This is a genomic window from Actinoplanes sp. ATCC 53533 (assembly GCF_003947245.1).
Window position 1 is genome coordinate 60,449 of record NZ_QHHV01000020.1, and the last position, 14,197, is coordinate 74,645.

At 72.5% G+C, this 14,197-nt stretch carries 12 protein-coding genes; 8 read left to right on the plus strand and 4 right to left on the minus strand.

Annotation, left to right across the window (positions count from 1 at the left end; all coding sequences use genetic code 11):
• Window positions 1-156 precede the first annotated feature (156 nt).
• Together DMB66_RS07905 and DMB66_RS07910 are read left to right on the plus strand one after the other, a co-directional pair.
• Window positions 157-2,808: a glycosyl hydrolase gene (locus DMB66_RS07905; protein WP_125803362.1), complete on the plus strand. Its 2,652-nt coding sequence runs from the start codon at window positions 157-159 to the stop codon at window positions 2,806-2,808.
• Between the two features lie 63 nt (window positions 2,809-2,871).
• Window positions 2,872-4,536, plus strand: coding sequence for a hypothetical protein (locus tag DMB66_RS07910; protein ID WP_125803363.1), 1,665 nt, complete (start codon window positions 2,872-2,874; stop codon window positions 4,534-4,536).
• Here DMB66_RS07910 and DMB66_RS07915 read toward each other — a convergent pair.
• Window positions 4,520-5,116 (minus strand): DinB family protein, encoded by a 597-nt coding sequence (locus tag DMB66_RS07915; protein ID WP_125803364.1) that lies wholly within the window; start codon window positions 5,114-5,116, stop codon window positions 4,520-4,522. The genes DMB66_RS07910 and DMB66_RS07915 overlap by 17 nt on opposite strands.
• 75 nt (window positions 5,117-5,191) lie before the next feature.
• Between DMB66_RS07915 and DMB66_RS07920 the strand changes: the two genes are divergently transcribed.
• Together DMB66_RS07920 and DMB66_RS07925 are read left to right on the plus strand one after the other, a co-directional pair.
• Window positions 5,192-5,692: an NUDIX hydrolase gene (locus DMB66_RS07920; RefSeq protein ID WP_125803365.1), complete on the plus strand. Its 501-nt coding sequence runs from the start codon at window positions 5,192-5,194 to the stop codon at window positions 5,690-5,692.
• 642 nt (window positions 5,693-6,334) lie between these two features.
• On the plus strand, window positions 6,335-6,622 hold the full coding sequence (locus tag DMB66_RS07925) for a hypothetical protein (protein WP_125803366.1): 288 nt from the start codon (window positions 6,335-6,337) through the stop codon (window positions 6,620-6,622).
• A 107-nt stretch (window positions 6,623-6,729) separates the two neighbouring features.
• On the opposite strand, the gene DMB66_RS07930 is transcribed toward DMB66_RS07925, so the two are convergent.
• The 3 genes from DMB66_RS07930 to DMB66_RS07940 form a co-directional block, all read right to left on the minus strand.
• Window positions 6,730-7,401, minus strand: a complete 672-nt coding sequence (locus DMB66_RS07930; protein WP_125803367.1) for a DUF4352 domain-containing protein — start codon at window positions 7,399-7,401, stop codon at window positions 6,730-6,732.
• A gap of 93 nt (window positions 7,402-7,494) precedes the next feature.
• Window positions 7,495-8,979, minus strand: coding sequence for a HAMP domain-containing sensor histidine kinase (locus DMB66_RS07935; protein WP_125803368.1), 1,485 nt, complete (start codon window positions 8,977-8,979; stop codon window positions 7,495-7,497).
• Complete coding sequence (locus tag DMB66_RS07940) at window positions 8,976-9,734, minus strand: response regulator transcription factor (RefSeq protein ID WP_125803369.1); 759 nt, start codon at window positions 9,732-9,734, stop codon at window positions 8,976-8,978. Before DMB66_RS07940 ends, DMB66_RS07935 begins: the two co-directional genes overlap by 4 nt.
• 267 nt (window positions 9,735-10,001) lie before the next feature.
• On the opposite strand from DMB66_RS07940, the gene DMB66_RS62450 reads away from it, so the two are divergent.
• The 4 genes from DMB66_RS62450 (at window position 10,002) to DMB66_RS07960 (ending at window position 14,188) form a co-directional block, all read left to right on the plus strand.
• Window positions 10,002-10,616 carry a LuxR C-terminal-related transcriptional regulator gene (locus DMB66_RS62450; RefSeq protein WP_199752114.1) on the plus strand — a complete coding sequence of 205 codons (615 nt, stop codon included), beginning with the start codon at window positions 10,002-10,004 and terminating at the stop codon, window positions 10,614-10,616.
• Between the two features lie 61 nt (window positions 10,617-10,677).
• Window positions 10,678-11,100, plus strand: a complete 423-nt coding sequence (locus DMB66_RS07950; RefSeq protein WP_125803370.1) for a MarR family winged helix-turn-helix transcriptional regulator — start codon at window positions 10,678-10,680, stop codon at window positions 11,098-11,100.
• A gap of 32 nt (window positions 11,101-11,132) precedes the next feature.
• On the plus strand, window positions 11,133-13,481 hold the full coding sequence (locus DMB66_RS62455) for an NB-ARC domain-containing protein (RefSeq protein ID WP_199752116.1): 2,349 nt from the start codon (window positions 11,133-11,135) through the stop codon (window positions 13,479-13,481).
• Window positions 13,478-14,188: a VOC family protein gene (locus DMB66_RS07960; RefSeq protein ID WP_233624376.1), complete on the plus strand. Its 711-nt coding sequence runs from the start codon at window positions 13,478-13,480 to the stop codon at window positions 14,186-14,188. The genes DMB66_RS62455 and DMB66_RS07960 overlap by 4 nt, the downstream gene beginning before the upstream one ends.
• Window positions 14,189-14,197: the final 9 nt, after the last annotated feature.

Here is a 14,197-nt window from a genome sequence, read left to right on the forward strand (position 1 = left end):
GTTTCACCTCCGGGTCGGTGGGCGATGTGTGCTGGCCGTCGCGGGCTCCTCCCCCGCTGCGCCGTCGGGGTGAAAAGATTTCACGACATTGGGAGCCGCCGTGCGCCGCGCACTCGTCGTCCTCGCCACTGCCGCCGCGACGCCGGCGGTGACTCGATGAGGCGCCGCACGATCCTCGGGCTGGGCGCCGCCGCCGCGCTCCCCTGGCCCGCGCCTGCCCGGGCCGGGGGGTCCGCTGCCGCCGCCGACGCGCGGGCGAAGTTCCGCTGGTGGTGGCCGCACGGGCTGGTCGACCCGGCGGAGATCGCCCGGGAGATCGACCAGATCGCCGACGCCGGCTTCGGCGGGGTCGAGATCCAGGACGTGCACCACAGCGCCCGGCAGGACCTCGACGCCGCCGGGCACGGCTGGGGCACCGCGCCCTGGCTCGCCGCGGTGCAGACCGCGCTGCGCCGGGCCAAGGCGCGCGGGCTCACCGTCGACCTCGCGGTCGGCCCGAGCTGGCCGGCCGCGGTTCCGACGATCACCCCGGACCATCCCGCCGCCGCCAAGGAGCTGGTGCACACCGCGACCCCGTTCACCGGCGGCATCGCCACCGCCGTCGAGCCGGAGGTGTTCGCCGCGCAGGTCGCCCGGCTGGTCTCCCCCGGTGTGCTCGATCCGGCCTCGGTGCGGGTGGTGCCGGTGACCGGCGGGCGGGTCGAGGTGACCGTGCCGGACGGGTCGTGGCTGTTGTTCACCTACCGGGTGCGCGGCTCGGGGCAGCAGCCCGAGGGCGGGCCGCACACCGTGCCGGCGTCCTACGTCGTCGACCACTTCAGCGCGGCCGGCACGCAGGCGATCGTCGAGGTGTGGCAGGCGGTGGTGCTGACCCGCGGCATCCGGCGGCTGCTGCGCGAGGCCGGCGGCGACCTGTTCGAGGACTCCCTCGAGCTGGAGACCGACGCGACGCTGTGGACGCCGGCGCTGATCGCCGAGTTCGCCCGGCGCACCGGTTACGACCTGCTGCCCTATCTGCCGATCGTGCTGCAGCAGAAGGGCAAGTACCTGTACGCGTTCGACGCGGACACCACCACCCACGCCCGCGACGACCTCAATCAGGTGCTGTCCGATCTCTACCATGAGCATCACCTGCTGCCGCTGCGCGCCTTCGCGCACGGCCTCGGGCTGAGCCTGCGGGCCCAGCCGTACGGGCTGTCCACCGACGCGATCCGCAGCGCCACGCTGCTGGACGTGGCCGAGGGCGAGTCGCTCGGCTTCAAGAACCTGGACGACTTCCGGGTGCTGGCCTCGGCCCGCGACATGGCCGGCACGGAACTGCTGTCGTGCGAGGCTGCGGCGTACGCCAACGGCGCCTACAGCACGACGTGGAACAAGGTGCTGCAGACCATGGGCAGCGTGTTCGCCGGCGGGGTCAACCAGGCGGTGCTGCACGGGTTCGCATACCGGGACGCCCCCGGCGCCGCGTGGCCCGGGTTCGCGGCGTTCTCGCCCTACGGCGGCACCGGGATCGGCTATGCCGAGGCGTGGGGGCCGCGGCAGCCGACGTGGCGGCACGTGGCGGACGTGGCCGGCTGGTTCGCGCGTACCCAGCAGGTCCTGCGCACCGGCACCGCCCGTACCGATCTCGCGTTCTTCCGGCAGAAGGGCTTCGCCGCCACCGGGATCGGTGCACCCTGGGCGACCAACGACGGCATCCCGATCGGCTGGACCCACGGTTTCGTCGACGAGGCGTCGCTGGAACTGCCGGCCGCGGTGGTGCGCGACCGCCGGCTGGGCCCGCCGCGCTATCGCGCGATCATCCTCGACGGTGACGCCTTCCGCGGCCGGGAGCACACCCTTTCGGTACGCGCGGCGCGCCGGCTGCTGGGTTTCGCCCGGGCCGGCCTGCCGATCGTGGTGCTCGGCGACTGGTCCGACGCGCACGTGACCGGCCGCACCTCCCCGGCCGCGAACGCGGCGCTGCGGGCGCTGCTCGGCGATCTGCTCGCGCTGCCGGTGGTACGGGTGGTGGCCGAGCAGAGCGGCATCCCGGCCGCGCTGGCCGGGCTGGGCGTGACCCGGGACGTGGAGTACGAACGGTCGTCGCTGATGACCGTGCACCGGGTCGACGGCGACACCGACCACTACTACCTGGCCAACGCGCGGCATGCGGAGAACCGGGTGATCCCGCCGATCGACCAGGACGTGTGGCTCACCACCCGGTCGCCGCGGTCGGTGCCGGTGCGGGTGGACGCCTGGACGGGCCGGAGCGAGGGCGTCGCCTTCACCCGCGTCGGGAACCGGGTGCGCGTGCGCGTCGCCCTGCAGCCCGGCCAGTCGATGCTGCTCGCCCTGCGGCACCGGCCCGCCGGGATACCGGTCCGCCGGTTCGTCGGGCCGCCGACGCCGCTGACCGGCTGGGAGCTCGAGGTCGAGGACTGGCAGCCCGCCGGCGTCACCCGGCACCGCCTGGCGCTCGACGGGCTGCTGCCCTGGTCGTCGATCCCGGAGCTGGCCGACGTCTCCGGCATCGGCCGCTACCGCACCACCGTGGAGGCGCCCGCCGGTGCTCGGCGCGCCCTGCTCGAGCTCGGCAAGGTGGTCGACACCTGCCGGGTACGCCTCAACGGCCGGCTGCTGCCGCCGGTCGACGTGCTGCACCCGGTGGCCGACCTGAGGCTGCGGGCCGGGCCCAACACGATCGAGGTCGAGGTGGCCACGACCCTGCTCAACCGGCTGCGGACCACCAACCCGGCGGTCTTCGCCGTCGCCACCCGGCAGGCGTGCGGCCTGCTGGGTCCGGTCCAGCTGCGGTGGTACCAATGAATTGACCACTTTCTATATCGATGGCTGCCGCATATGCTCGCGGGATTCCCCCTGAGGAGCACGATGTCACGGCGATCCAGACTCCTGCGCTGGTCCTTGTGCGCCGCCCTGCCGGCGTTCGCGATCGGGGCGCCACCCGCCGCCGCGGCCGGCGCTGGGGGCCCGGCCGCCGACTTCGCGGTGTTCGCCTTCAGCCAGTCCGACGTGGGCCAGGAGGATCCGCAGGTCTACCGGCTGGCGCCCGACGTCACCATCCGGGCCATCGGGAAGTGGTCCACCAACGGCGACGAGGCCACCGACTACAACTTCGCCCAGATCGCGCGTTATCACCGCAAGGGCATCACGTTCATGGGCAGCGGGACCGCCAGCGTCATCTTCCCGCAGGACTTCGCCACCGCCGCCGTCTTCGATGACATGTCCACCCGCGACGCCGACAACAACCCGGTGCCCCATGACGAGTTCGGGTTTCCCGAGCCGGCCCGGCGCGGCAACATGTTCAACCCGAAGTACCGCCGCTACCTGCTGGACTGGGCCAAGATCCAGGTCGACGGCGGGGTGGACGGGGTCAACTTCGACGAGGTGAACGCCGGGTTCAGCGGCGGGCAGAAGTACGGCTTCAACGGCAACGAGGGCTTCGACGACTACGCCGTCGCGGACTTCAACCGGTACCTGCTGGCGAAGTATCCCGCCTTCACCGCCGCCGACTGGAAGTCCCGCTTCGGCATGTCTGACGACAACCTGGTCCGCGGCGACGTCGCGCCCGACGACCTGGCGCGCAACTTCAACTACCGCGGCTACCTGCGGGCGCACGGCTGGCATCTCGACCCGCTCGCGGCGGCCAATCCGCTGGCCGGCGAGTGGGGACGGGTGATCGCCAACCGGATGTACGCCGACGACACCTCGTTCACCGCCACCTACCTGCGGCGCTACTGGAAACAGACGGTGGACGAGCTGCGCGCCTACGCCAGGCGCACGGCACACCGCCGGATCCTGATCAGCTCCAACGGGCTGCTGCCGTACGTGGACTTCACCAGCGTGGGAATGTACCCGTGGAACCCCGACGAGCAGACGCCCGACTACCGCGGGGCCGACTACGTGCCGGTGGTCGACGGCCACCTCAACGGCGCCAAGTCGCTGCAGGCGAACTACCGCTACCTCAAGGACAAGAGCCGGCAGATCGCCGGTGACGTTCCGGTCGCGGTGTTCATCGACTGGCCGAACGACATGATGACCAACTACCTGAACCTGCCGCCGGGCGAGCAGCGGGACTACTGGCGGATCTTCGGCGCCGAGGCCTACGCCAACGGCCTCTTCCCGGCCTTCCACCTGAAGGACACCGTGGGCAGCCCCACCGCGGAGCAGCAGGGCCTGCTGGGCTTCTTCCAGACCTACAGCCAGTTCTACCGCAGCCACCGGTCGCTCTACCGCGACAACGCCGCCGGGACGCAGGCCGTACGCGCCGGGGCGGACCACGTCTCGGCCAGCGTGCTCGTCCAGCGCGGCAGCGGAACGAGGACGCTGCACCTGGTCAATCACCACTACGACCGGGGCATCATCGCCCAGGCCGGCTTCGCCGTGGAAACCGACGTGCCATCCTGCCCGCGGCGGATCACCATGATCTCCCCGGACTTCGCGGGGTCGAAGGTGCCGGCCTCCTCGTGCCGGCACGGCAAGCTCACGGTGACCGTCGACCGGCTCAACTATTACAACGTCATCGTGCTGAGGTAGGCCCAGACGAGCCGCCGGCCGCCGCCCGGGCAGCTTGCTCGAGCTTCGCCCGGTAGGTCTCCCGGGCCGCCGTGTCGATCCGCTGCTCGTGCTCGGCTCTGAGCCCGGTCCGGCCGTCGAGCTGTTCGCGCAGGATGTCGGCGTGCCCGGCATGCCGGGTGGTGTCCTGCAGGACGTGGACCACGACGGTGAACAGCTGCACGTCGGGATGCGGCCACCACGGCACGTGGCCGGGGGCGTCGACGGGAAGCGCCTGGATCGTGGCGTCCGCATGGTCACACGCGCGCTGGTAGAAGCCGAGGATCTGTTCCCGGGTCTCGTCCTGGGCGACCCACAGGTCGCTGCCGTCGGCGTCCCGCCAGTGCCGCAGCGGCTCCGGGAACGGGCGGCCGAAGACCTCACCGAAGTACCAGGCCTCGCAGGTCGCCAGGTGCTTGACCAGACCGAGAAGATTGGTCCCGGTCGCTGTCAAGGGACGCCGGACGTCGTACTCGGACAGGCCGTCGAGCTTCCAGACCAGGGCCTCACGAATCACCTTGAGCCGGCCGTGGAGGAAGTCCTTCGCGAAATCATTGATCACGGTGCAGGAGCCTGCCATGCGACAGCAACTCGCTTCAGAGCCAGCGCTCGATCTCTCGGTTGATACTCTGCGGCGGTGCCGAACCTGCGCCGCTCCGTCCGCGCGATCATCCTTGATGAGCACGACCGCATCCTGCTCTGCCGGTTCGACTTTCCCCACCCGGCGGTGCCGGAGCAGGCGATGGCCGTTTGGGCGGCCCCGGGCGGCGGCATCGAGCCCGGCGAGGACCCGCTGACGGCTCTGCGCCGAGAACTGCGCGAGGAGACCGGCCTGACGATCACCGCCGATCCACCGCACGTCTGGCACCAGGAAGTCGTGGCCGCTGACCACGCACCGGGCTTCGACGGCATCGTCAACGACTACTTCCTCATCCGCGCGCCCCACTTCCAGCCCCGCGGCGAGCTGACAGACGACCAACTCGCCGCGGAGCACCTGGCCGCGTTCCGGTGGTGGCAGCTCTCGGAGATCGCTGGCCATCCGGGACCTGAGCTGTTCTCACCCCGCGACCTCACCACACCCTTGGCAGCGCTTCTCATGGCAGGGACGCCGGACCAGCCGGTCCCACTCGGCCTCTAGCGAGCTCCGGGCATGCGCAGCGACAGTACCCCGTGTATACAGGCGCAGAGATCTTGGGCGGTGAGTCCCGGCGCGCATCCGACGTCGCACGCCCGGGCGACCGCCCGCAGCGACGGGACCGCGAGTGACATCCTGGTCGACGCGAGCTTGAACGTCGCTGAACTCAGGCTGGCCCGGGATGCGGCGCCGGAAGCGGCGGCGACCCGTACGGGGAGTGCGTGTGCGAACCGGGGTAGACGCCGCCCTCACGGCCGCCGCCCGCGGCCTGGCCCTGTTCCCGCTGCCACCCGGAGGCTGTGTCCCCGGCCCCAGGCTGGCGGCACGTTCCCTTCCACAAGGCGCTGAGCTGTGCGGTCGGCCGCCAGCCAGATGAGCCGACCCAGCACTGCGGTCACCGCGGAGTCCAACCATCAGCGTGGACTTATCGCTATAGCGACGGATCAGGGCAACCTTGGACGAACCAATCCCCACTCGGGTGCGCGGCACTGGCAGCATGGAGGCATTCGACCGGGGCCGGCGCTCCGCCCCCACGCGGAGCGGGTCTCGATATTTTCCAGGACACACGGCTGGGTGACGCCGAGAGACCGGCGGTGAATGATGGAGCGGAAACCCCAAACGCGAAGATCAAAGATTTTCGGCGGGGTGTTGACCGGGATCATGGTTCTCGCCGTTGTGGCCGTCTGCCTCTGGGTGTGGGGGCTGAAACCGATCCTCACAACGGTGGCTGAACTGTGGAAGGCGATCCCGGCCAGCGACCGTCCCACTGTCGCGATCGGGCTCGCAATCGTGGGCGGGACCCTAGTGATTCCCGCCGCCTTCGCGGGTTTCCTCGCCATGATCGGGCCCGCGCGGGACAGCGGCACAACTCGACGGAGGCGCACCCGCGCAGACACCTACGGGATCGACAACCACACCTACACCGGCATGTAGGCAGGATCCGGCTCACCTCTGCCTCTGCCGAAATGTGAATGCACACGGATGGCCGCAGGCCCTCTGTAGGCACACTGGAACTGCTCCCAGGTGCCGTAGGTGTCGGGTCAGGCCGGGAGCGTCACCCGGACGCCGCCGGAGAAGAACGAGTCGTGCAGCTCGACGGTGGTCAGCGCCGTCGAGGTCGGGACGTCGAAGACGATCTTCCCCACGACCTTGTCGCCCGGGTCGATCTTCTGCAGGAACGTCTGGGTGTCGTCGTTGGCGTACAGTCCGGCGATCTTGTCGTCGGTGAACTCGGTGCCGGCGGCGTCGAACGCCTTCTGCGCGCTGCCCAGGAAGAGCTGCGGCTGGTCGGCGATGTTCTTGACCGATAGGTGCACCACGCAGTATTTGCCCTGCGCCTTGCGATTCAGATACTTGCTGCCGACGCTGGACTTGGCACAGTCCGCGCGGGAGATGACGAACTCGAACTTGCCGTCGCGCACGGCGTCGCCGACCCCCGGAGGTTTGGCCACCTTCCGGTTCGGTTGTCCGTTCCCCTTCGGCTGGCCGGCGGCGGCCGTGGCCGAGGCGCTGTCGGCGTCGCGCCCGGCGTTCTGCGCCGCGGCACCCAGCAGGAACAGTCCGACCAGGGTGCCCACCGCGGCCATGGCCCAGAGCAGCGGGGCGAATTTCGCCCTGGGCCGGGTCTTGCGGGACGGCGGGTACTGGCCGTGCGGCATGGCGTTCTCCACGGACCGGTTGAGCACGACGATGGGGCCGGTTGCCCCGGCCACACCCCTTCACCTCAACTGTCAACCCGGCGGGCCGGTCAAGCCACCCGTTTCACCTGATCAGTGGCAGGCTCCACCGCAACGGGCGGCCCCGCGCTATCGGCTCGCGCTCACCGCGGGTGTGCGCTCGCGCAGTCCGTGCCGGTGCCGGGCCCGGTACTGGCTCAGCCGCGACAGGACCGGTTCGGTGCGGGCCGGCCGCAGCGCGATCACCGCGTCGAGGCCACCGCCGGGCGCGTCGTCGAGGGTGATGTGCGCCCCGCTGGCCTGCACCAGCCGCGCCACGATGGCCAGCCCGAGTCCCGATCCGCCCTTGGCGGCGCCGGGCTCGCGCCAGAACCGGTTGAACGCCAGGCGACGTTGCTCGGCGCTCATCCCCGGGCCCTGATCGCGGACGTGCAGGAGCACGTCACCGACGACCGCCGGCATCCCCGGGCGGCCCAGCCGCCGCCGGTCGATCGTGATCGTGCTTCCCCGCGGCGCGACCCGCAGCGCGTTGGACAGCAGATTGTCGAGGATCTGCTCCAGCGTCCCGGGCACCGCCAGGACCTCACCCGGCGGCACGCCGGCCACGGCGATGTGTACGCCCTGCTCACCGGCGGGAGTGGTCCAGTTCGCGATCCGGCCGGCGACCACCTCGTCGAGGTCGACCACGGCCGGCGTCGCGCCTCCCTCTTCGAGCCGGGCCAGCGACAGCAGCTGCTCGACCAGGTCGGCGAGCCGGTCGATCTCGGTGATCGCCGCGTCGAGGTTGGCCTGTCCGCTCTGCGCCAGGTCGGGTTCCAGGTTCTCCAGGCGCAGCCGCAGGGCGGTCAGCGGGGTACGCAGCTGGTGCGAGGCGTCCGCGGCGAAGCCGCGCTGCTGCTCGACCAGGAGCTGGAGGCGCTTGGCGGTGTGATTGAAGGTGGCGGCCAGCCTGCGCAGTTCCGGCGGGCCGATATTGGTGGCCGCCGGGGTGTCCAGCACGCCGCCCGCGAGCCGGTCGGTGGCGTTCTCCAGGGCCCGGATGGGCCGGGTGGTCCAGCGAGCCAGCGCGACGCCGACGCCGGCGACGCACCCGAGGATCGCCAGCGCCCCGACGGCGAGCGCCACCACGACGCGATGAATCGCCTCGGTGACCTCGTCCGTGGGCGCGGCCAGGTGGACCGCGCCCAGCGTCGTGCCTCCGGAGGCGGCGGGCACCGCGACACTGAACACCTCCGTGCCGAGGGTGACCGAATCGCGCATGCTCGTCGCGCGCCCGCCGGCCAGCGCGGTCATCAGGTCCCGCTGCTCGCCGTCGGACAGCGCGGCGGTGGTGGACTCCGGCGCCGAGGCCAGCACCTTGGCCTGGCGGTCGAGGATCAGCACCCGGCCGTCGCTCAGCCGGGCGTACTCGGCCGCCAGGCGCGGCAGATCCTCGTAGTCCTTGAGCCGGATGTCCTGTTCGACGAGGTCGGCGAGCACGGCGGCCTCCCGCTCGAACAGCCGCTGGGCGCGCTGGCGCTGGTCGGAGGCGTAGGTCAGGCCCAGGGAGACACCGAAGCCGAGCAGGATCACGATGGTCAACGACAGGTACGACAGGAGCAGCCGACGGGTCATGCGGGCCGACCGCCCGAGCTGACCGCGCCGGCCAGCGACGCGGCGTCGGCGTCCGGGACCACCAGCCGGAAGCCGACGCCGCGTACCGTCTGCACCCAGGCCGGATCGCCCAGCTTGCGCCGCAGCGCGGCGACGTGGAAGTCGAGGGTCTTGGTCGAGCCGTAGTAGTGCTCGTCCCACACCGTTTCCATGATCCGTTCCCGGGTGCGGACCGCACCGGGATCGACGGCCAGGGCGACCAGCAGGTCGAACTCCTTCAGCGCCAGCACGATCTCCCGGGCGTGCAGCCAGACCCGGCGGGTGCGCCGATCGATCAGCAGCTCCTCGACGCGGATCATCGCGGCGTCCGCCGGCGCCGGCGCGGGGGCTGCCGGCGCGGCCGGCTGGGCGTCGGGAAAACCCGAGACCCGGGTACGGCGGGTCACCGCCCGGATGCGGGCCACCAGTTCCCGCAGGCCGAAGGGCTTGGCCAGGTAGTCGTCCGCGCCCACCTCAAGGCCGACGACCCGGTCCACCTCGGTGCCGCGGGCCGTCAGCATGATGATGGGTACGGCGGACCGCGCCCGGATCCGCTGGCAGATGTCGATGCCGTCGGCGTCCGGCAGGCCCAGGTCGAGCAGGATCATCTCGGCGTCGGGCCACGACAGGGCCTCGCGCCCGGTTCGGGCGCGCTCGACGACGAATCCGTAGCGACCGAGTCCGTCGATCAGCGGTATGGCTATCGTGTCGTCGTCTTCCACCAGCAGGATACGCATAACGGCCAAACACCCCATACATGTCGATCTTCCAGATCCGGACCCGGAAACCCTGCCAGCCGCGCGAACGAGGCACGCCTACTGATACGGATCAAGCGCCCGTGCCGTTGAGCCGAAGCCTGGAGAAGTCCTGGATATTCGCTTCCCGGCTCCTGGCGGAGCCCTCGGTGTCCACCCCGGATAGTCGAACGCACCGACGCACCCCTCCGGCGGGCGTGCTCGGGCCGTTGATGTCGCCGGCCGCGACGCGGAGATTGGGGTCTTCCCGTGCACAACCCGAGCAACGCCCTGCGGCTGGCCATCTACTGGCCGACGCCCACCGCCCGTCCGGTCCCGTCCCTCACCCGCAGGCTCGGCGACTCGGTGCGAGCGCGCCTGGTGCGCCGGCCCGAGGAGGTGCGCACGTCGGACGATCTCGTGGTCGTGGTCGCCGGTGCCCGTACCTTCGTGCCGAGCCTGACCGACGCGCTCGGCCCGCGGACCCCGCCGGTTCTGGTCGTGGTGCGGCGCACCGACGAGACCCGCCTGCCGGTCAGCCCGGGGTATCGCGCCACCGGCTACCTGGTCGTGGACCAGGCCGACCTGGGCGACCTGGTGGAGAACCTGATGTCCTTCGCGGTCCTGGCCACCGCGCGGCGCGTCCCCACCCGGCCGGCGCCCGCCGGCCTGGCCCACGCCGAACCCCTGACCCCGCGCGAGCGCGACGTCATGACGCTGCTCGCCGCCGGCCGCGACATCCGGGAGATCGCCGAGGCGCTCGCGATCGGCGGCAAGACCGTGCGCAACAACCTGAGCAACATCTACCGCAAGCTCGGGGTACGCCGCCAGACCGAGGCGCTGCTGCGCTGGCTGTCGATCGGGGAGGCCCAGCCGAGCACGTGACCGCCGGGCCGGGCGATCGTTGCCCGGGAAGTTGCTTCCGGTGCAGCGTTAGGGTGGTGCGGTGACGGATCTCCGGCGGCTTTTCGATGACCTGGTGGGCTTGGAGATCGCGGTGTGGGACGCCGTGGACGGGCGGCTGCGCCGCGAGTGCGGGTTGCCGCTGGGGCAGTTCATGCCGATGCGGGTGATGGCGGGCACGCCGGGCTGCCGGGTGCTGGACGTGTCGGTGCAGTTGCGGATCACGGTGGGCGCCGCGAGCAAGGTCGTCGATCGGGTGGAGGCGGCGGGCCGCTGTGTGCGGCAGCCGAATCCGGAGGACCGCCGCTCGTCGCTGCTGGTGCTGACGCCGGCGGGCGTGGCGGCGCTGGCGGCGGCGGACGTGGTCTTCGAGCGGGAGCTGGCGCGGCTGCTGGGTGGGGTGTTGTCGCCGGCCGGGCTGGCGCGCTTCGCGGGCACGCTGGGCAAGGTGCGCGCCGCCCTCTGATCGTGAAGTGACGGGCATGTATGTTTCCGGGCATGATGCGGCATCGGGTCGTGCCGTTGCTGATCGTGACGTCGGGGCTGTTCTCGGTGTTGCTGGCGGTGGCCGTGAACGTCGCCACGGGCGGGGTGCTGCCGCCGGCGCTGCGGCCGTACACGTGGTTGGCCTGGCCCCTGGTGGCTCTGCTGGCCGTGGCCGGGGTCGCGCTGGGGTGGTGGCAGCAGCGGCTGGCCGCTCCGGCGGCGGCCGGTGCGGCGCCGCCCGCGCCGCACCGCCCGGGTGAGTTGCCGGCGGCGCCGGTGCTGGTCGGGCGGGCCGAGGAACTGGCCGCGGTGCAGGCGACGGTGGCGGGCGGCGCGCAGCTGGTGGTGATCGCGGCGGCCGCGGGCACGGGCAAGTCGGCGCTGGCGTTGCGCGCCGCCCACGACGCCCGGGACAGCTATCCCGACGGCCAGCTGTTCGCGGCGCTGCGGGGCGCCTCGGCCGATCCGGTGCCGCCGGAGGCGGTGCTGGTGCGGTTCCTGCGGGCGCTGGGCCGCCCGGACGACGAACTGCGCGGCGAGGTGGTGGAGCTGGCGGCCCGGTTCCGGTCGGTGGTGGCCGACCGGCGGGTGCTGGTGCTGCTCGACGACGCCCGCGACGCCGCCCAGGTGCGGTATCTGCTGCCCGGCGGGGCGCACAGCCTGGCGATCGTGACCAGCCGGCGGCTGTTGTCGGACCTGCTGGGCGCCTCGGTGCTGACGATCGGGGCGCTGGCACCGGGCGCGGCCCTCGAGCTGCTGGCGGTCTCGGCCGGCCCGGGACGGGTGTCGGCCGATCCGGACGGCGCGCGGCGGCTGGTGGAGTTGTGCGGCGGGCTGCCGCTGGCGGTGCGGATCGTCGGTGGGCGGCTGCGGGTGCGCGCGCAATGGTCGGCGTCGGCGCTGGCGGACCGGCTGGCCGACGAGGGCCGGCGGCTCGACGAGCTGCGGCTGGAGGACCGGGCCGTGCGCTCGACGCTGCGGGCGGTCTACGACGAGCTGGGCGCCGGCGAGCAGCTGGTGTTCCGGCGGGTGGGCGGCTATCCGGGTACGTCGGTCGGGCTGGGCGCCGCGGCGGCGCGGTGTGCGCTGGACGAGCACGTGGTGGCGGAGGCGCTGGAGCGGCTCGCCGACGCGTTCCTGGTGGAATCGCCGGCACCGGACCGCTACCGGATGCACGACCTGGTGCGGTTGTGCGCGCGCGAGCTGGCCGACGACGGCGCGGAGGGGGTCGAGTGCCTGCGCCGGCAGCTGCGCTGGCTGACCACGCGGGCGCGTCCGGGCCAGTGGCTGGCCGAGGAGCGGGAGAACGTGCTGGCGGCGGTGCGCGCGGCCGTCGGGACGGGGCTGGCCGCCGAGGCCCGGGCGTTGATCGTGGCGGTGCATCCCTGGGTGACCGGGGAGGCCGATCACGGCTACCGGCTGCGGTTGTGGCAGGGCGGCGTGTCGGTGGCGGAGGCGCTCGGCGACGAACCGTTCCGGATCCGGGCGCTGCGGTGGGTGTCGCACTCGTACGGGATGGCGGGCCTGGTGCGGCTGGAACTGCCGGCGGCGCAGCAGGCGCTGGCGGCCGCGGAGCGGCTCGGCACCGACGTGCGGGAGACCGCGCTGGCGGTGTGGCGGGTCGGGGACGCGCTGCGGGCGCAGGACCGGTTCGCCGAGTCGCAGGCGGCGCTGCTGCGGGCGCTGGAGCTGCTGATCGGGCTGGGCGCGGTGGCCGACGAGATCGAGGTGCGGCTGTCGCTGGGGACGCTGTACAACACGTTCCTGCGCCCGGAGCTCAGTGTGCCGGTGCTGAGCCGGGCGGTGGAGCTGCTGCCGGAGCGTGAGGAGCCGGTGCGGGGATGGGCGTTGCTGGGCCTGGGCCTGGCGTCGCAGATCGCCGGGGACGCCGGACGGGCCCGGGAACTGGTCGCGGACGCGATGGGGATCGCCGAGCGGATCGGTGACGAGACCCTGCGGGGCTATTGCCTGCAGGAGCGGGGCTGGTTGTATGTGCGGCACGGGGCGTACGACCACGCCGAGCGGGACTTCCGGGCGATGCTGGAGATCTTCGAACGGCTGCGCGGCGGACACGGCGTCGGCGGCGCCCACGCGGCGCTGGGCGACATCGCCGACCTGCGGGGACGGCGGGAGGCGGCGTTGACCGAGTACGGCACGGCGATGGCCGAGTATGAACGGCTCGGCCTGCGGGTGCGGCTGGGCGAGGTGCTGGTGCGCCGGGCGGCGGTGCTGCGCGGGCTCGGCCGTGAGCAGGAGGCGATCGGCGACGTGGCCCGGGGCCAGGAGTTGATCGGGGACGCGCCGGTGCACCGGGGACCGGCGCTGGAGCGGCGGCCGGGCCGACCGCGGGGGGAGACATGATGGACGTGCGGTGGGTGACGGGGTTCCTGGACACGCCCTCGCGGGCGGCCTCGCCGGTGTCCGCGGAGGCGTTCTGGCAGGCGGTGACCGGCTCGGGGCTGTCGGCGCGGCGGGGCCCGGGCGGGGAGTTCGCGACGCTGGTGCCGGCCGGCGGTGACGCGTACCTGCGGGTGCAGGTCGTCGGGGACGGCCCGGCGCGGGCCCACCTGGATCTGCACGTCGAGGACGTCCCGGCGCAGGCCCGCCGCGCGGTGACCCTGGGCGCGGTGGTGGTCCTCGACGAGGAGGATCTGGTGGTGCTGCGCTCCCCGGCGGGCCTGCCGTTCTGCCTGGTGGCCTGGCGGGGCGAGGCGGTGCGGCCGGCCGGCGGGCGCAGCCTGGTGGATCAGATGTGCCTGGACGTGCCGGTGGGCGGTTTCGACGCGGAGGCGGATTTCTGGGCGGCGCTGACCGGTTGGCAGCGCCGGCCGGGCTCGCTGCCGGAGTTCGATTTTCTGGTACGCCCGGACGGGATGCCGTTGCGGTTGCTGCTGCAGCGGGTCGACGCGGCGGCGGGCATGCACCTGGACCTGGCGTGCACCGACCGCGCGGCGGAGGTGGCATGGCACGTCTCCCTCGGGGCTACGGTGGTCGCGGTGTACGAGCGGTGGACGACGCTGCGTGATCCGGCGGGCCGGGTGTACTGCGTGACGGACCGGCCGGTGTGACTCGCTGGG

Excerpts from the sequence above, each read along its gene's own strand:
- DMB66_RS07960 (WP_233624376.1), top strand. The coding sequence starts at position 13,478 with ATGATGGACGTGCGGTGGGTGACGGGGTTCCTGGACACGCCCTCGCGG.
- DMB66_RS07935 (WP_125803368.1), bottom strand. The coding sequence starts at position 8,979 with ATGACCCGTCGGCTGCTCCTGTCGTACCTGTCGTTGACCATCGTGATC.
- DMB66_RS07910 (WP_125803363.1), top strand. The coding sequence starts at position 2,872 with ATGTCACGGCGATCCAGACTCCTGCGCTGGTCCTTGTGCGCCGCCCTG.
- DMB66_RS07905 (WP_125803362.1), top strand. The coding sequence starts at position 157 with ATGAGGCGCCGCACGATCCTCGGGCTGGGCGCCGCCGCCGCGCTCCCC.
- DMB66_RS07940 (WP_125803369.1), bottom strand. The coding sequence starts at position 9,734 with ATGCGTATCCTGCTGGTGGAAGACGACGACACGATAGCCATACCGCTG.
- DMB66_RS62455 (WP_199752116.1), top strand. The coding sequence starts at position 11,133 with ATGATGCGGCATCGGGTCGTGCCGTTGCTGATCGTGACGTCGGGGCTG.